The sequence below is a fragment of the Ruegeria sp. BHSC043 genome (assembly GCF_059612985.1).
Map to the genome: position 1 here is coordinate 19,040 of NZ_JBXWRS010000010.1, position 17,447 is coordinate 36,486.

The window sequence follows — 17,447 nt, forward strand, 5'->3', positions numbered from 1 at the left end:
TGCAGCGGGGGTGCGGCGCGTCCATTGTGGCGCCATGAATTCGCCTGTTTCGATAACCCTGGACTCGCCCGAAAAGACGTCGCGCCTGGCGGCGGAACTGGGCCAACGGCTGGCCCCCGGCGACGTGGTGCTGCTGGACGGACCCATAGGCAGCGGCAAGACCCATTTCGCCCGCAGCCTGATTCGGTCGGTCCTGCCGGTCCCCGAGGATGTTCCATCACCGACCTTCACCCTGGTTCAGGTCTATGACGGCGCCACCGGAGAGATATGGCATTCCGACCTGTATCGCCTGACCTCGGCCGACGAGATCGTCGAACTGGGCCTGACCGAGGCGTTCGACACAGCGATCTGTCTGGTCGAATGGCCAGAAAAGCTGGGCGATCTGCGGCCGGAGTCGGCCTTGTTGGTCACGTTTAAAACCGACGCGGCCCACGAGGAAACGCGACATCTGACACTGTCCTGGTCCGATCCGAAATGGGCTGACAAGCTGGAGTTTTCCGTATGACCAACCGTGCAGACCTGATCCAGGCGTTCCTGGGGCGGACCCCGTGGTCCGGAGCACGACGCCAACCGCTGGCTGGCGACGCGTCCAACCGCCGCTACGAGCGGCTGACCGATCCCGACACGGGAAGGACGGTTGTATTGATGGATGCGCCCCCGGACAAGGGCGAGGACGTCCGGCCCTTTGTCAAGGTCGCCCGCTACCTGAATTCCATCGGTCTGAGTGCGCCTGAAATCCTGGCTGAGGATGCCGAGCACGGCTTTCTGCTGCTGGAAGATTTCGGTGATGAGCTGTTCGCCCGGGTGCTGGAACGCGCGCCCGCGAAAGAGCGCGCGTTGTACGACGCCGCCACCGACGTTCTGGTGCATTTGCACGCCGCCTCCTTGCCCGCGCTGGACAGCTATGATCCATCCCTGATGACCGAACTGTCGGCACTGGCCTTCACCAAATATGCGGAAGGAATTCTGGGCAGGCGCGATGCCGACGCCCGGGCGCGGTTCGAACACCGCTTTGCCGACATCCTGCATCAGGAAACTTCGGGCACACGGGTGGTGACGCTCAGGGACTACCACGCCGAGAACCTGATCTGGCTGCAGGATCGCGATGGGGTCCGCCGGGTCGGCCTGCTGGATTTCCAATGCGCGATGCTGTGCCATCCGGCCTATGATCTGGTGTCGCTGCTGCAGGATGTCCGGCGCGCCGTGCCGGCAGGAGTCGAGATGCAGATGATCCAGCGCTACATCGCGTCCACCGGCGTGGACGATCATGACTTCCGCACTGCCTACAGCGTTCTGGGCGTCCAGCGGAACCTGCGCATTCTCGGCGTGTTCGCCCGGCTGGCCATGGATTATGGCAAGCCGCATTACATCGATCTGATCCCGGCCACCTGGGCGCATCTGATGCGCGATCTGGAACATCCCGCGTTGATTTCCCTGGCCGACCTGCTGCGCTCGGCCCTGCCCGAACCCACCCCGGAAAACCTGGCACGTCTGAGGGGCGCATGACCGCAAGACCGCAGGCCGTGATGCTGTTTGCCGCCGGTTTCGGCACCCGGATGGGCGCGTTGACCCGCACCCGACCCAAGCCGCTGATCCCGGTGGCCGGACGGCCGCTGATCGACCATACGCTGGAGTTGACGGATGCGGTGAGGCCGCGCCGTGTGGTCGCGAACCTACACTACATGGCCGATCAACTGACCGATCATTTGGCGCCGCGTGGTGTTCTGCTGTCACACGAACAGCCGGAAATCCTGGAAACTGGCGGCGGGTTGCGGGCAGCCTTGCCACTGCTGGGTCCGGGGCCGGTATTCACGATGAATACCGATGCGATCTGGTCCGGGCCCAACCCTTTGGAGTTGCTGCAGGCGGCCTGGGACCCGGCGCGGATGGACGCGCTGTTGATCTGCGTGCCGATCGCACAGACGATCGGACATGCAGGCCCCGGAGACTTCAAGGTCGACCCCGAAGGCCGGCTTGCACGCGGGCCGGGTCACGTCTATGGCGGCATTCAGATCCTCAAGACCGACGGTCTGGCGGAAATTCCGGAAAAAGCGTTCTCGCTCAATGTTTTGTGGGACCGGATGCAGCGCGATGGACGGCTGTACGGGCTGCAGTATCCCGGGCGCTGGTGCGATGTCGGCCGCCCCGAAGGCATCGCTCTGGCCGAGGAGATGCTGGCCGATGTTTGAACCCGGCGCCACCCCTCGGGTCTTTGCAGTGCCCCCCGGCGCGGATTTTCCGCAGGCACTGGTGCGCGGGCTGCGGGCGCGCTGCGATGGCCACCCGCCCGAGGCACTGGCCCGCGTACAACTGGTGCTGAACACCCGCCGCATGGCCCGCCGCGTGCGCGAGCTGTTCGATCAGGGCCCGCCCTGCCTGTTGCCCCGCATTTCGCTGGTGACTGATCTCGGCGAAAGCGTCGATCTGGATCAGGTGCCGCCCGCCGTGCCGCCCTTGCGGCGACGGCTGGAACTGACGCAACTGGTGTCCCGCTTGCTCGACCAGCAACCGGACCTGGCCGCGCGGTCGTCGCTGTTCGACCTGTCCGACAGCCTCGCCGCCCTGATCGAAGAGATGCAGGGCGAAGGCGTCTCGCCCGAGGCGATCCGGCAGCTGGACGTGACCGACCTGTCGGGCCATTGGGCACGGGCGCAGGCCTTCATCGGCATCGCCGACCAGTTCCTGAAGACCGAGGATGGCAGCCTGGACGTGCAGGCCCGCCAACGCCGCGTGGTCGAAAACCTGATCGCCCGCTGGCAGGACGCGCCGCCGCAACACCCGGTGATCCTGGCCGGGTCCACCGGCTCGCGCGGGGCCACGCTGATGCTGATGCAAGCGGTGGCGCGGCTGCCGCAGGGGGCGCTGATCCTGCCCGGGTACGATTTCGACCAGCCCGCCCATGTCTGGGAGCGGTTGGATTCGACAATGACCTCGGAAGATCACCCGCAATACCGGTTCCGCAAGCTGATGACAGAACTGGGCTTGGAGCCGGATCAGATCGCAGCCTGGACCCCGGACCAGCCCCCCTCGCCCGCGCGCAACCGTCTGGTTTCATTGGCGTTGCGTCCGGCCCCGATTACCGATGCCTGGATGAGCGAAGGCCCGCGGCTGCGCGATCTTGATGCCGCGACGCGCGACATCACCCTTGTCGAGGCGCAATCGCCGCGGGCCGAGGCGCTGGCCATCGCCCTGCGCCTGCGGCAGGCGGCCGAGACCGGACAGACTGCTGCCCTGATCACCCCCGACCGGATGCTGACCCGCCAGGTCAGCGCTGCGCTGGACCGCTGGAACATCCTGCCCGACGACAGTGCCGGCCTGCCGCTGCAACTGTCGCCGCCGGGCCGGTTCCTGCGTCATGTGGCTGGGCTGTTCGCGCGCCGTCTGGATGCCGAGGCGCTGCTGACCCTGCTGAAACACCCCTTGTGCCACAGCGCGGGCGACCGCGGTGCCCATCTGCTGCACAGCCGCGATCTAGAACTGCACCTGCGCCGCAATGGCCCGCCCTTCCCCGACCGCGCCAGCCTGACCGGCTTTGCCGTCGAAAAAGAAGTACCCGATGCGTGGGCCCAGTGGCTGATCCGCAATTTCTGCGACCAGCAGATCAGCGGCACCCTGCCGCTCACCGACTGGGTGCAGCGCCTGCGCGATCTGGCCGAAGCTATTGCTGGCGCCGGAACCGCCGGCGCGGGCGAGCTGTGGGACAAGAATGCAGGCCAAGCGGCTCTGGCGGTGATCTCGGGCCTTGCGGACGAGGCCGAGCACGGCGGCGAGATGACGGCGCTGGATTTCGCCGATCTGTTGGGTGCGCTGCTGGCCGGGCAAGAGGTCCGCGACCGCGACGCCCCCCACCCGCGGATCATGATCTGGGGTACGCTCGAAGCGCGCGTGCAGGGTGCCGACCTGCTGATTCTGGGCGGGCTGAACGAGGGCAGCTGGCCCGAGGCCCCCGCGCCCGACCCGTGGTTGAACCGCCAGATGCGCGACCGTGCCGGCCTGCTGCTGCCGGAACGGCGCATCGGCCTGTCGGCCCATGATTTCCAGCAGGCCATCGGCGCGCCCGAGGTCTGGTTGACCCGCGCGGTGCGCTCGGATGATGCCGAAACCGTGCCGTCACGCTGGCTGAACCGGTTGACCAACCTGTTGCAGGGCCTGCCGGATCAAGGCGGCCGCGCGGCGCTTGAACAGATGCGCGACCGGGGCAAGACATGGCTGCGCTGGTCCGAGATGCTGGAACAGGCGCCCCGGATCGCCGCCGCACCGCGTCCTTCACCGCGCCCGCCGGCGGCCGCGCGCCCGCGCCGCCTGTCGGTGACCGAGATCAAGAAGCTGATCCGCGACCCCTATGCGATTTATGCCAAGCACGTCCTGCGCCTGAAACCGCTGGACCCGCTGGTGCAGGCGCCCGACGCCCTGCTGCGCGGTATCGTGATCCACGAGATCCTGGAACATTTCGTCAAGGACAGCGTGCTGGACGGCGCGCTGCTGACCCGCGACAATTTCCTGAAACGGGCCGAGGCGCTTCTGGATCAGCATGTCGCCTGGCCTACCGCCCGAAAACTGTGGCTGGCGCGGCTGGAGCGGATCGCAGACGACTTTCTGCGCGCCGAGATCAGCCGCCGCAGCGACGGCGGCCCGATCGCGTTCGAGGCCAAGATGCGCCTGACGCTGGAACCGCTTGGGTTCACTCTGAATGGCCGCGCCGACCGAATCGACCGCAACAGCCGCGGCGCCCTGACCATCATCGACTACAAGACCGGCACGCCACCCTCGGAATCGCAGCAGGCCAAGTTCGACAAACAGCTGCTGATCGAGGCCGCGATGGCCGAGCAGGGCGGGATCGACGGCTTTGACCCGATGGCCGTGGCCAGCGCCGTGTTCATCGGTATGGGCGGCACCTACAAAGAGGTCCCGGCACCTTTGGACAAAGAGCCGCCCGACAAGGTTCTGGCCGAGCTGAAAGAGCTGATTTCTGCCTATTTAGAGCCTGATCAGGGGTTTTCTTCGCGCCGGATGATGCACAAGGACAGCGACGTGGGCGACTATGACCACCTGGCGCGGTTCGGCGAATGGGACCGCACCGCCGAAACCAAGCCCGAGGATCTGACATGACCCCGCGCGACGAAGCGACCGAACGGCAGGTTCAGGCGGCGCGGCCCGATGCTTCGACCTGGCTGGCGGCCAATGCGGGCTCGGGCAAGACGCGGGTTCTGACCGATCGCGTGGCGCGGCTGCTGCTGGATGGTGTACAGCCGCAGCACATCCTGTGCCTGACCTACACCAAGGCCGCCGCCAGCGAGATGCAGAACCGCCTGTTCAAACGGCTGGGCGAATGGGCGATGCTGGACGACGCGGCGTTGCTGCGGCAACTGACCGAACTGGGCGTCGAAGGGGTAATCGACCCCGACCGCCTGGCCCGTGCCCGCACCCTGTTCGCGCGTGCCATCGAAACGCCGGGCGGGTTGAAGATCCAGACGATCCACTCGTTCTGCGCCTCGCTGCTGCGGCGGTTCCCGCTGGAGGCCGGGGTCAGCCCGCAGTTTTCCGAGATGGAAGACCGCGCCGCGGCCCTTCTGCGAGAGGAAATCGTCGAGGATTTCGCCGAAGGCCCACAGGCCCGCCTGATCGAGGATGTGGCCCGCCACATCACCGATACCGGCTTTGACAAGCTGACCGCCGCGATCGCCCAGAAGCGCACCCTGTTCAAGCCCGCGCTGCAATGGCCCGACCTGCTGGCCCGTTTTGGCCTGCCCGAGAGGTTCGACGAGGACGCGCTGCTGGCGCAGGTGTTTCTGGGCGGCGAGGTCGAACTGATCCGGTCGATCCTTCCGGCGCTGGCGGGCGGCGGCAAGACCGACGCCAAGGCGGCCGAGAAACTGTCGGGCTTCACCGAACCCGCCTTGGGTCAGTTGCCGGTGCTGGAAGACGTGTTCCTGACCGGAAAATCCGCCAAAGAGCCCTTTACCGCCAAGATCGGCAATTTTCCCACCAAGGCGCTGCGCGAGGGGGTCCTGGCAGGGCATATGGATCCGCTCGAGTCGCTGATGCGGCGGGTCGAGGCCGCGCGGGAAGGGCGTCTGGCGCTGGCAGCCGCGCGCAAATCCATGGTGCTGCACCGCTTCGCGGCGGCGTTCCTGCCGGAATACGAGCGCCGCAAGCAACTGCGCGGCTGGTTGGATTTCGACGACCTGATCCTGCGCGCGCGCCTGTTGCTGAACGACCCGGCGGTGGCCGCTTGGGTGCTGTACCGGCTGGATGGCGGGATCGACCACATCCTTGTGGACGAGGCGCAGGACACCAGCCCTGATCAATGGGATGTGGTCGAGAAACTGGCACAGGAATTCACCAGCGGCGAGGGCGCACGGTCCGGGGTCGAGCGGACGATCTTCGTGGTCGGCGACAAGAAACAATCGATCTATTCCTTTCAGGGGGCCGACCCGCAGGCCTTTGACCGGATGCAAGCCGAGTTTGGGCGGAAATTGCAGGAATCAGGCTCTAAACTGTGGGATTGGACGCTGGAATATTCGTTCCGCTCCTCCAGCGCCATCCTGTCATTGGTCGATATCCTGTTCGAAAACCACGCCGAGGCGGGGTTTCAGAAAGAGTCCCAGCACCGCGCCTTCAAGGCCGATCTGCCGGGCCGGGTCGATCTGTGGCCGGTGGTGGAAAAGGTCGAGGACGCGGACGAGGGCGACTGGACCGACCCGGTCGATCGGCCCGCGGCGCAGCATCACACGGTGATCCTGGCCAACCAGATCGCCGCGCGCATCAAGGCCATGATCGACGCCGGCGAAACCATCCCCGAAGACGGCCCCACGCGCGGTACATTCGTGCGCCGGAAGGTGCGGCCGGGGGATTTTCTGATCCTGGTGCAGCGCCGCTCGGACCTGTTCGCCGAGATCATCCGCGCCTGCAAGGCCCAGGGTCTGCCGATCGCGGGGGCCGACCGGCTGAAGGTGGGCGCGGAACTTGCGGTCAAGGATTTGGCCGCACTGCTGAGTTTCCTTGCCACGCCCGAGGATGACCTGTCGCTGGCCACGGTACTGAAATCGCCGCTGTTCGGCTGGTCCGAGCAGATGCTGTTCGACCTCGCTCATCGCCGGCAGGAAAGGTACCTGTGGGCGGCGCTGCGCCAACGCGCCGGGGATTTTCCCGAAACGCTGGCTGTGTTGAACGATCTGCGCGGGCAGGTGGACTTTCTGCGCCCCTATGACCTGATCGAACGGGTGCTGACCCGCCATGACGGCCGCCGCAAACTGTTGGGCCGTTTGGGCGCCGAGGCCGAGGACGGCATCAACGCGCTGCTGTCGCAGGCGCTGGCTTATGAGCGGTCAGACATTCCCAGCCTTACCGGTTTCCTGGTCTGGATGCAGACCGATGACCTTGAGATCAAGCGCCAGATGACCGGCGTGGGCGACATGATCCGGGTGATGACGGTACATGGCTCGAAAGGATTGGAGGCGCCGGTCGTGATCCTGCCGGACACCGGCAAGCGGCAGCCGCCCCGCGATGCCGAGATCATGGTCGCCGACGGAACGCCGCTGTGGAAGGTGTCCGCCGACCTGTCGCCGAACCTGATTGCCCGTGCCCGCGAAGACGCGCGCCAACGCGAGGAAAACGAGCGGCTGCGTTTGCTGTACGTCGCACTGACACGGGCCGAGAAATGGCTGATCGTGGCGGCTGCCGGCGATCTGGGCAAGGACGGGTCCAGCTGGTACCAGCTCGTCGAAGAGGCGATGGGCCGGGCAGGGGCCACCGAGATCCCGGGCACCGGCATCCGCCGTCTGGCGCATGGCGATTGGGAGGGTCTGCCACTGGACCATCGCCCGACCCCGGAACCGGCGCAGGAGATCCTACCGGACCTGTTCCACCGGCCCGCATCCGAGCCGATACCCGATCCCGAAACGCTCAGCCCGTCCGATCTGGGCGGGGCCAAGGCCCTGCCGGGCGAGACCGGGCTTGAGGAAGAGGCCGCCAAGCTGCGCGGCACCCGCCTGCACCTGCTGCTCGAACATCTGGCCGAGGCGCCGCGCGACCGGTGGGATCAGCTCTGCGCCCGGCTTCTGCCCGATATGCAGGACGGCGACCGCCGCGACCTTCTGGCCGAGGCGTCGGGCGTGCTGACCGCACCGGACTTGGCCCCCGTCTTTGCACCGGCCGCGCTGGCCGAGGTGCCCGTCTCGGCCACTCTGGACGGTCGTCGGATCCACGGGGTGATCGATCGGTTGATCGTGACGGATGACGTGGTGCAAGTCATTGATTTCAAATCAAACGCCACGGTTCCCGATCGGGCCGAGACCTGCCCCGAAGGCTTGCTGCGCCAGATGGGCGCCTATGCCGCCGCGCTGTCGCAGATCTATCCCGGTCGCGAGATCCGCACCGCGATCCTGTGGACCCGGACGGCGCGTCTGATGTGGCTGCCACACGATCTTGTGACGGAGGCCTTGGGGCGTGCCCAGATATCTTGACCTCCCTCTTGGGGACACCTACGTTCTACTCCCAAGCGCATGTCATTCAGGAGACAGAATATGTCGACCGTAGCCGTAACCGACGAAACCTTTGACGCCGAAGTCAAGAACTCGGACGTCCCCGTCGTGGTGGATTTCTGGGCCGAGTGGTGCGGCCCCTGCAAGCAGATCGGCCCCGCCTTGGAAGAGCTGGCGGCCGAATACGGCGACAAGATCAAGATCGCCAAGGTCGACGTGGACAGCAACCCCAACTCGGCCGCGGCCATGGGCGTGCGCGGCATTCCGGCGCTGTTCATCTTCAAGAATGGTCAGGTGGTTTCAAACCGCGCAGGCGCCGCGCCCAAGGCCGCCCTGCAAAGCTGGATCGAAGAATCGATCTGATCGCACCGGATCCCAAGGACATAAGGCGCCCCGCCAAGGGCGCCTTTTTTGCGGCCATACCGGACAAAAGAAAAGACCGCCCGAAATTTCGGACGGCCCTTTCTGGGGAGATAACTTTGCGTGCCGCTCAGATCTTGGCGATGTCGGCGCGGGTCAGGCCGATGTCGTCCAGCTGTTCGTCGCTCAGGCGCGACAACAGTTTGCGGGTCTTGCGGCTGGTGTTCCATTCAACAACCGAGTCATAGACGCGGATGAAAGCGTCCACTACGTGCAGGATGGTAGCTGCTCCGAGCGGCGCATGGATGTTTGCGGTGGTTGCCATTTTGCGCATTCCTTCAACTGAAGCAGCCGATCCAATGTCGGTTGCAGGCCCCATCTAGTCCTGCCGGGGGCGACTCACAATTGCTGGTCCGACAACCCCGTGTTGCGCAGATTGCATATCTTTTGGGCAGTTTGAGAACGGGTTGCGCGGATCGCCCGCCCGGCCCATATAGGTCGGCAACGGATACGGAGGCTTGGATGGCTGAGAACGACTTTCCCGGATGGCATGGCACCACGATCATCGGCGTCAAGAAGGGCGGCGAGGTCGTCATTGCGGGTGACGGGCAGGTCAGCCTGGGCCAGACCGTGATCAAGGGCACCGCCCGCAAGGTGCGCCGCCTGTCGCCCGGCGGGTTCGAGATCGTCGCCGGCTTCGCCGGATCGACGGCGGATGCCTTCACCCTGCTGGAACGGCTCGAGGCCAAGCTTGAGGCGACACCGGGCCAGTTGGCCCGCGCCTCGGTCGAGCTGGCCAAGGACTGGCGTACCGACAAGTATCTGCAAAAGCTCGAGGCGATGCTGATCGTCACCGACGGGGCGGACATGTTCGTGATCACTGGGGCGGGCGACGTGCTGGAGCCCGAACATGACGTGGCCGCGATCGGGTCGGGCGGCAATTTCGCGCTGGCGGCGGCGCGGGCGATGATGGACAGCGACAAGAGCGCCGAACAGGTGGCCCGCGACGCAATGGCGATCGCCGCCGATATTTGCGTCTACACCAACGGCAACCTCACCGTGGAGACTATTAAGAAGTGACCCGCTCAAGCGACGAGGCCGACAAGGCTTTCAGAATAGCTTCGCAAATCCAGACAGGAATCGACAAGGAGCTCGGCCGGACGAGGCCCGCTATTCAACGTGCCTCGATTCTGGCTCAAAATGTTCTGCGAGAAGATTTAGGATATTTTGGCGAGCCGGACACACAGTATTCACTGAGCGAGGCAGAGAAAAACCGATTGCTTGCACATGCGAGGCAAGATTCGGCACTAGCAGCAGCCACGGCATCCGAACTTGAAGCTGAGCTTGTTTCCCTAAGAAAGACTGTTCGGCATCTATGGTGGGCTGTCTTACTGGTTGCCGCCCTCCTTTTCTTGGCCCTAGTAGGAATCTATTCATGACCGACCTGACCCCGCGCGAGATCGTCAGCGAACTGGACCGTTTCATCATCGGCCAGAAAGAAGCCAAACGTGCCGTCGCCGTGGCGCTGCGCAGCCGCTGGCGCCGCAAGCAGTTGCCCGATGACCTGCGCGAAGAGGTGTTTCCCAAGAATATCCTGATGATCGGCCCCACCGGCGTCGGCAAGACCGAGATCAGCCGCCGCCTGGCCAAGCTGGCCCGCGCCCCCTTCATCAAGGTCGAGGCGACCAAGTTCACCGAAGTCGGCTATGTCGGCCGCGACGTCGAACAGATCATCCGCGATCTGGCCGATGCCGCGATCATCCAGACCCGCGAATTCATGCGCGAAGAGGTCAAGGCCAAGGCGCACCAGGCCGCCGAGGACCGGGTGATCGAGGCCATCGCCGGCTCGGACGCCCGCGAGGCGACCCGCGAGATGTTCCGCAAGAAGCTGAAGTCGGGCGAGCTGGACGATACGGTGATCGAGCTCGAGATCGCCGATCATTCCAACCCCATGCCGATGTTCGACATTCCCGGCCAGCCCGGCAGCCAGATGGGCATGATGAATCTGGGCGACATCTTCGGCAAGGCCTTCGGTGGGCGGACGGTAAAGCGCCGGATGACCGTGGCCGAAAGCTATGACATCCTGATCGGGGAAGAGGCCGACAAGCTGCTGGACGACGAAACCGTCACGCGGACCGCACTGGAAGCGGTCGAGCAGAACGGCATCGTCTTCCTTGACGAGATCGACAAGGTCTGTGCCCGGGCCGATGCGCGCGGTGCCGATGTCAGCCGCGAAGGCGTGCAGCGCGACCTGCTGCCGCTGATCGAGGGCACGACCGTGTCCACCAAGCACGGCCCGGTCAAGACCGACCATATCCTGTTCATCGCGTCGGGTGCCTTCCACATCGCCAAGCCCTCGGACCTGCTGCCCGAACTTCAGGGCCGGCTACCGATCCGGGTCGAGCTGCGCGCGCTGACCGAAGAGGATTTCGTGCGTATCCTGACCGAGACCGACAACGCCCTGACCCGCCAGTACACCGCGCTGATGGGCACCGAGGACGTGACCGTATCGTTCACCGATGACGGCATCGCGGCGCTGGCCCGGATCGCGGCCGAGGTGAACCGCAGCGTCGAGAATATCGGCGCCCGGCGTCTGTACACGGTGATGGAGCGCGTGTTCGAAGACCTGTCTTTTGCCGCCCCCGACAAGGCCGGCGCCGAGATCGTGGTGGACGCGCAATTCGTGGATGACAATTTGGGCGAATTGACCAAATCCGCCGATCTCAGCCGTTACGTTCTGTAACAGGTCCCACCGAAGATCGGCGGTCTGTCGCCACCCAAGTCTCTGGACCCTGCCGCTGGTTCCGTTATGCGTAGGCCGTTCATTTGTTCCGAGGCCCGTTCCGTGCTGCGCATTCTGATCCTTCTTGTCTGGGTCTCCACATTGGGTGCCTGTGTCGACAGGTCCGTTTCGGTAATCCTGCCGCAGGCGCTCGAGGTTGGCACTGCGCAGACCGTCTTTGTCGCGACCACGCGTGCGCGCGAACCGGACGGCAGCTATGGCTATGGGCGGGCCGAGGATCTGAGGTTTCTGGAACTGACCGTGTCGATTCCGCCGAGCCACCGGCCGGGAACGCTTGATTTTTCCTATTCCGACCCTGATCCCGCAAAACAGTTCGTGCTGGCCGGGCTGAAAGAATTTGACGGGCCGCGGGACCTAAAGGCGCGGCTGAATGGCGCGCAGGAGGTCACGATTTTTGTGCACGGCTTCAACGCCACCCAGACCGAAACCGCGTTTCGTGCGGCCCAGCTGGCCCATGACATCGGGCTGCCGGGGCGGACCCTGATCTATTCCTGGCCCAGCCGGGGCAGCGGCACGGGTTATGCCTATGATCTGGACAGCATGCTGTTTGCGCACAACGGGCTGCAGCAAACGGTGGCAAAGCTTAAATCCATCGGCGTTCCGCGCATACTGATCGTGGCGCATTCGATGGGGGCCGCGCTGACCATGGAGATGATGCGCCAGGCCGAGCTGCGCGAGCCCGGCTGGTCACGGCGCAACCTGGAAGGTGTTCTGCTGATCTCGCCCGACCTGGATGTCGATGTGTTTCGGTCGCAGATGGCCAGCATCCAGGACCCGCCCGATCCGTTCTTGGTGATGGTGTCAAAGAAAGACCGGATTCTAGGCATCTCGGCCCGGCTGCGCGGCACCGCCAAGAGTGAACGGCTGGGCAATATCCGGTCGACCGACCGGATCGCCGAATACCCGATCAGCATCATCGACACGACCGTGTTCAACCGCGATGCCGAATCCTCGCATTTCGTGGCCGCGACCTCGCCGGCGTTGCTGTCAATTCTGGGCGCGCTCCGCCGCGTCAGCCGGACCTTCGGCAAGGACAACGGAGGGATCGACCTGCTGGTTCCTCCGGCCGTTCGAAACGGAACCGGCGCGACCGAAGTGATTCTGACGGAAACCGGGCAGGTCCGGGTCAGTTCTCCGTGACCGGGCGGGGGCTGCGCCATTTTCTGGCCGGGAATGCGCCATGGCTGGGTGCCGGGGTGCTGCTGACCTTTCTGTCCAGTTTCGGGCAGACGTTTTTCATCTCGATCTTCGCGGGCCAGATCCGGGCCGAGTTCGGCCTGAGCCACGGCGCCTGGGGCAGCCTCTATGCGCTGGGTACTCTGGTTTCGGCCGGGGTCATGATCTGGGCCGGAGGGCTGACCGACCGCTACCGCGTGCGCGCGCTGGGGGCTGCGGTGCTGGGAGGCCTGGCCGTGGCGGCGATGGCGATGGCGGTCAACCACTGGGTGGTCCTGCTGCCGGTTGTGATCTTTTTGTTGCGGCTGTTCGGCCAGGGCATGTGCAGCCACATCGCAATGGTGGCGATGACCCGATGGTTCACCGCCTCGCGCGGGAAGGCGCTGTCGATCGCGACGCTGGGCTTTGCCGTGGGCGAGGCGGTTTTGCCGATGCTGTTCGTGGCCGCGATGGCGCTGATTGACTGGCGCTTGCTGTGGGTCGCCTCGGCCGCCGTGACGCTGTTGGGCGTACCCGCCTTGATGCGGATGCTCAGGAACGAACGCACCCCCCAAAGCCTTGCGCAGCAGCATTCGGCCACCGGGATGGCGGGCCGTCACTGGACCCGATCCGAAACCCTGCGGACCCCGCTGTTCTGGTTCATGGCGCCGGCGCTTCTGGGGCCGTCGGCCTTCATCACCGCCTTTTTCTTTCACCAGGTTCATATGGCGCAGATCAAGGGTTGGGCGCATCTGCAGCTTGTGGCGCTGTTTCCGATCTATACCGGGGTGTCGATTTTGGCGATGTTCGCCTCGGGCTGGGCGCTGGACAGGTGGGGTACCGCCCGGATGATGCCGTTCTATCAACTGCCGCTGGCGATCGGGTTTGGCCTATTTTCCGTCGTACACACAATCCCCGGCGCGGTGGTGGCACTGGCGTGTCTGGCGCTGTCGGTTGGGGCCAACAGCACGCTGCCCGCGGCCTTCTGGGCCGAGTTCTACGGCACCCGCCACATCGGCGCGATCAAGGCCATGGCTGCTGCGGTCATGGTGCTGGGATCGGCCATCGGACCGGGCCTGACCGGGGCACTGATCGACAAGGGCGTTTCGTTGACCACCCAGTTTCAATGGATCGCCGGGTTTTTCATGCTGGCCAGCGCGCTGGTTTGGGCCGGGATCCACCGGGCGCAGCGGCTGTTCTAGCGGATCCGGCGCAGGTAGACGTAATAGGCCCCTTCGCCGCCATGGCTGACATGGGCCGGCGCCACCTGCAGCACCGCCTGCGCCAGCGGCGGCAACGCGAGCCATTGAGGCACCTGATTGCGCAGCACCCCGCGCGGAGTCGGAATCGGGCCGGGCTCGTCGCGGTGTTTGCCCTTGCCCGTCACGATCAGAACCAGCCGCTTTCCCGAGGCCTGAGCCGACAGGATGAACCTGATCAGCGCCGGGTGCGCCGTGTCGACCCGCATGCCGTGCAGGTCCAGCTTGCCCTCGGGTTTCAGCTTGCCGCGCTTCATCCGGGCGAAGGCCTTGCTGTCCATCTGCACGGGCGCAGCCCGCAGCCCCTCGGCCACCGAAGGCTTCAGACGATGGTCCGGCGCGGGCCCAGGTCGGTTCTGACCCAGCTGGAACGGCTCGATCCGCGGTTTGGGCGGTTTCTTGGGCGTGGGCTTGGGCAGGGTGGTCGGATGCACCGACTGCGGCAGTTCCGGGTGCAGCCGTTCGGTCTGGCGGGCCACCTTGCGCCACAGTTCGATCTCGTCAGCGGTCAGTTTGCGCCGGGTCATCAGAATTCGTCCGGCAACATGGCATAGGCGCGCTGGATCGGCAGCAGCACCACCATGCGGCCCGGATCCTTCAGCCGTCCGGCCGCCTGGCCCGCGGCGTCCCCCGTGCCGAAAAAGATGTCGGCCCGCTGTGCGCCCTTGATCGCGGCACCGGTGTCCTGCGCAATCATCAGGCGGCGCAGGGGCACGGCCCCGTCTTTCTCGACCCAGACCGGCGCACCCAGCGGCACAAAGGCCGGATCCACCGCCACGCTGCGCATCGCGGTGATCGACCGGTTCATTGCTCCCAGCGGGCCCCGGTCGGGCGCCACGCGCGAAACCTCGCGGAAGAACACGTAGGACGGGTTGTGCATCAGCAGTTCGGCCCCGGCTTCGGGGTTCTTGCGGACCCAGGCGCGGATCATCCGGGCGCTGACCTCATGCGCACCCAGCAGGCCCCGCCGCACCATCTCGACCCCGATCGAGCGATAGGGGTGGCCGTTCGCGCCGCCATACCCCACCCGTAACGCGGTCCCGTCGGGCAGGCGGATCCGGCCTGAGCCCTGGATCTGCAGAAAGAACAGCTCGACCGGGTCATCGACCCAGGCGATCTCGAGTCCGCGGCCCTGCATGACATCGCCTGTCAGCAGCTCTTGCCGGGTCAACCAGGGGCCGTCACCGCGGGCCTCGGGCGGCATCCGGTAGACCGGAAAGCGGAACCGGTCGGTGCGCTGGCGCGCGCCATCGAGTTCGGGTTCGAAATAGCCGGTGAACAGGGGCGGCTTGCCGTCCTTGATCAGAACCGGGCGGAAGAACAATTCGAAGAAGGCCCGCGCGGCCTCGGGCTTGTGGCTGCGCGCGGTGGCGCACAGCGCCCGCCAGTCGGGGTCGTCCAGATCGCCGCAGGTCTCGAGGAATACCGACAGGGCCGCGGCATGATCGTCTTCGGCCCAGCCGTGCAGGTCATCGAAGGTCAGGATCGACCGCGTGGTCTCGGCCCCGGCGGCGGGAGCGGCGGCCAGAATCGCCGCCACAATCAGCGACCGGAGTCGTCCCGTCATGCGTCGGTGGCGACAAGCAGCCAGTTCGGATCGTCCGCGCCCATGACGCGGGCAAATGTCCAGCTGTCCTTCTGGCGCTTGATCGTGTTGGGGTTGCCCTCGACGATGTTGCCGTCGCGGTCGCGCACGACCGAGGTCAGTTCACCGACAAAGCGCACGGTGATCTCGGCCCGGTTGGTGTCCTTGTCAAACTGCGCGTCCACCAGCGCGATCTCGCGCACGCCGATGAACTCGGCCTCGATGGTCAGGCCCTTGTCTTCGCGATCGGCCACGACGGACACGAAGGTTTCAAAAACATCTTCGGCCAGGAAGGGCTGAATTTCGTCCAGGTTGCCGCGCTCGAATCCCATCACGATCATTTCGTAGGCGCCGCGTGCGCCCTGCAGGAACTCGCTAACCGAGAAGCTGGGTTCGACCCGCTTCATCGCGGCCAGGGTCTGGGCGATTTCGCTGTCTTCGGGGACATGATCGGTGATGTCGCGATCGGGGCCGCCTTCGATCACCTCGAAATCCCGGCGCGACTTGCTGGGGGCAGGTTGCTGCGGCACGGGCGGTTTCTCGAAACCTTCCCGCGTGCCCAACACGCTTTTCAGGCGCAGGATCAGGAAGATGGCAATGCCAGCCAGCACCAGAAGCTGGATCAGGGGTGAATTCATTTCGTCCTCTTTTCAGCACCGAGACTTTGTGCACGCGGCCTCTGGTCACTATGTAGGTGACTGTTGGTGGCAAGTCCACAGCCCGGCCTATGGGAAAGGATAGCGCAAATGTACCTGTTCGTGGCATTTTTGTTGGTGCCGATCGTCGAAATCGCTCTGTTCATCCAGGTTGGCGGGCTGATCGGCCTGTGGCCAACGCTAGCGATCGTGGTGCTGACGGCGGTTCTGGGCACCGTGATGGTGCGCAACCAGGGCCGGATGGCGCTGGAGAAACTGCAGCGCAGCTTTGCCGAACTGGACGACCCGACCGAGCCGCTGGCCAGCGGGGCGATGATCCTTGTCTCGGGTGTGCTGCTGCTGACGCCGGGGTTCTTCACCGATGCGGTGGGATTTGCGCTGCTGATCCCGGCGGTCAGGGCCGGCGTGTTCCGCTGGCTGAAATCGCGCGTCACAGTCACGCAGTTTCAGATGGGCGGCGCCACGCGGCACGAGGGCCCGTTCGCGCCGGGCGACATCATCGACGGCGAATTCACCGAGGTCCGCCCCCGTTCGAACCCGCCGCGTCCTTCGAAATGGGTAGAAGGCCCCCACCGGCATTGAGGTGCCGCGCCCAACTTGCTAAGCAGTGGCGAATTTCATTTTTGGAGCCGTTCCATGACCGAAGACACCGCCGCAGGCAACACCGAAGCCCCCGCCAACCCGCAAGTCAAAATGCGGGTCCTGGGCCAGTTCATCCGGGACATGTCGTTTGAAAACGTGATGGCGCAGAAAGGCGTTTCGGGCGACGTGCAGCCCGAAATCTCGGTTCAGGTGAACCTGGATGCGAAAAAACGCCCGGTCGAAAACCAGTACGAAGTGTCGATCAAGCTCAAGCTGACCTCGAAGGCCAAGGGCATGGAGGACGTCCTGTTCCTGTGCGAAATCGACTATTGCGGCCTGTTCCACGTGGAGGGCGTGCCGGAGGACCAACTGCACCCGTTCCTGCTGATCGAATGCCCGCGCATGCTGTTCCCGTTCCTGCGCCGGATCGTCAGCGACATCACCCGCGATGGCGGCTTCCCGCCGGTGAACCTGGACAATATCGATTTCGTCGCGCTGTATCGCAACGAACTGATGCGCCGTCAGGCCGAGCAGGCCAACAAGACTGAAGCCTGATACGGACCC

Annotated in this window: 16 protein-coding genes; 12 read left to right on the plus strand and 4 right to left on the minus strand. The window is 65.1% G+C overall.

From position 1 onward, the window contains the following. Window positions 1–34: 34 nt before the first annotated feature. The 6 genes from tsaE to trxA are packed head-to-tail and all read left to right on the plus strand — an operon-like array spanning window position 35 to window position 8,846. Window positions 35–505 (plus strand): tRNA (adenosine(37)-N6)-threonylcarbamoyltransferase complex ATPase subunit type 1 TsaE, encoded by a 471-nt coding sequence (gene tsaE, locus AC2FMM_RS14130; RefSeq protein WP_496683638.1) that lies wholly within the window; start codon window positions 35–37, stop codon window positions 503–505. After that, a complete protein-coding gene (locus tag AC2FMM_RS14135) occupies window positions 502–1,506 on the plus strand; it encodes an aminoglycoside phosphotransferase family protein (protein WP_496796900.1) in 1,005 nt (334 codons plus the stop codon). Before tsaE ends, AC2FMM_RS14135 begins: the two co-directional genes overlap by 4 nt. Continuing rightward, a complete protein-coding gene (locus tag AC2FMM_RS14140; RefSeq protein ID WP_496796901.1) occupies window positions 1,503–2,189 on the plus strand; it encodes a nucleotidyltransferase family protein in 687 nt (228 codons plus the stop codon). Before AC2FMM_RS14135 ends, AC2FMM_RS14140 begins: the two co-directional genes overlap by 4 nt. Then, window positions 2,182–5,109, plus strand: coding sequence for a double-strand break repair protein AddB (addB, locus tag AC2FMM_RS14145; RefSeq protein ID WP_496796902.1), 2,928 nt, complete (start codon window positions 2,182–2,184; stop codon window positions 5,107–5,109). The genes AC2FMM_RS14140 and addB overlap by 8 nt, the downstream gene beginning before the upstream one ends. Then, complete coding sequence (gene addA / locus AC2FMM_RS14150) at window positions 5,106–8,465, plus strand: double-strand break repair helicase AddA (RefSeq protein WP_496796903.1); 3,360 nt, start codon at window positions 5,106–5,108, stop codon at window positions 8,463–8,465. The genes addB and addA overlap by 4 nt, the downstream gene beginning before the upstream one ends. Before the next feature lie 60 nt (window positions 8,466–8,525). Then, window positions 8,526–8,846: a thioredoxin gene (gene trxA, locus AC2FMM_RS14155; RefSeq protein ID WP_490361043.1), complete on the plus strand. Its 321-nt coding sequence runs from the start codon at window positions 8,526–8,528 to the stop codon at window positions 8,844–8,846. A gap of 127 nt (window positions 8,847–8,973) precedes the next feature. Here the strand turns inward: trxA and AC2FMM_RS14160 are convergent, their stop codons facing one another. Further along, window positions 8,974–9,168, minus strand: coding sequence for a DUF1127 domain-containing protein (locus AC2FMM_RS14160; RefSeq protein WP_496687885.1), 195 nt, complete (start codon window positions 9,166–9,168; stop codon window positions 8,974–8,976). 197 nt (window positions 9,169–9,365) lie between these two features. Here AC2FMM_RS14160 and hslV point away from each other — a divergent pair, with 197 nt between their 5' ends. From hslV to AC2FMM_RS14180, 4 genes are all read left to right on the plus strand, one after another. Beyond that, window positions 9,366–9,923, plus strand: a complete 558-nt coding sequence (gene hslV, locus AC2FMM_RS14165) for an ATP-dependent protease subunit HslV (RefSeq protein ID WP_496796904.1) — start codon at window positions 9,366–9,368, stop codon at window positions 9,921–9,923. A 355-nt stretch (window positions 9,924–10,278) separates the two neighbouring features. Next, window positions 10,279–11,586 carry an ATP-dependent protease ATPase subunit HslU gene (hslU, locus tag AC2FMM_RS14170; RefSeq protein ID WP_496796905.1) on the plus strand — a complete coding sequence of 436 codons (1,308 nt, stop codon included), beginning with the start codon at window positions 10,279–10,281 and terminating at the stop codon, window positions 11,584–11,586. A gap of 102 nt (window positions 11,587–11,688) precedes the next feature. Beyond that, window positions 11,689–12,786 (plus strand): alpha/beta hydrolase, encoded by a 1,098-nt coding sequence (locus AC2FMM_RS14175; protein ID WP_496796906.1) that lies wholly within the window; start codon window positions 11,689–11,691, stop codon window positions 12,784–12,786. Further along, window positions 12,783–14,003: an MFS transporter gene (locus tag AC2FMM_RS14180; RefSeq protein WP_496796907.1), complete on the plus strand. Its 1,221-nt coding sequence runs from the start codon at window positions 12,783–12,785 to the stop codon at window positions 14,001–14,003. The genes AC2FMM_RS14175 and AC2FMM_RS14180 overlap by 4 nt, the downstream gene beginning before the upstream one ends. On the opposite strand, the gene AC2FMM_RS14185 is transcribed toward AC2FMM_RS14180, so the two are convergent. The 3 genes from AC2FMM_RS14185 to AC2FMM_RS14195 are packed head-to-tail and all read right to left on the minus strand — an operon-like array spanning window position 14,000 to window position 16,283. Beyond that, window positions 14,000–14,587, minus strand: a complete 588-nt coding sequence (locus tag AC2FMM_RS14185) for a Smr/MutS family protein (RefSeq protein WP_496796908.1) — start codon at window positions 14,585–14,587, stop codon at window positions 14,000–14,002. The two genes, AC2FMM_RS14180 and AC2FMM_RS14185, sit on opposite strands and share 4 nt — an antisense overlap. After that, window positions 14,587–15,627 carry a murein transglycosylase A gene (gene mltA, locus AC2FMM_RS14190; protein ID WP_496711028.1) on the minus strand — a complete coding sequence of 347 codons (1,041 nt, stop codon included), beginning with the start codon at window positions 15,625–15,627 and terminating at the stop codon, window positions 14,587–14,589. Before mltA ends, AC2FMM_RS14185 begins: the two co-directional genes overlap by 1 nt. Further along, on the minus strand, window positions 15,624–16,283 hold the full coding sequence (locus tag AC2FMM_RS14195) for a Tim44/TimA family putative adaptor protein (protein WP_496687874.1): 660 nt from the start codon (window positions 16,281–16,283) through the stop codon (window positions 15,624–15,626). Before AC2FMM_RS14195 ends, mltA begins: the two co-directional genes overlap by 4 nt. Before the next feature lie 108 nt (window positions 16,284–16,391). Between AC2FMM_RS14195 and AC2FMM_RS14200 the strand changes: the two genes are divergently transcribed. Together AC2FMM_RS14200 and secB are read left to right on the plus strand one after the other, a co-directional pair. Continuing rightward, a complete protein-coding gene (locus tag AC2FMM_RS14200; RefSeq protein WP_496796909.1) occupies window positions 16,392–16,883 on the plus strand; it encodes an FxsA family protein in 492 nt (163 codons plus the stop codon). A 54-nt stretch (window positions 16,884–16,937) separates the two neighbouring features. Continuing rightward, window positions 16,938–17,438, plus strand: a complete 501-nt coding sequence (gene secB / locus AC2FMM_RS14205) for a protein-export chaperone SecB (protein ID WP_496681644.1) — start codon at window positions 16,938–16,940, stop codon at window positions 17,436–17,438. Window positions 17,439–17,447: the final 9 nt, after the last annotated feature.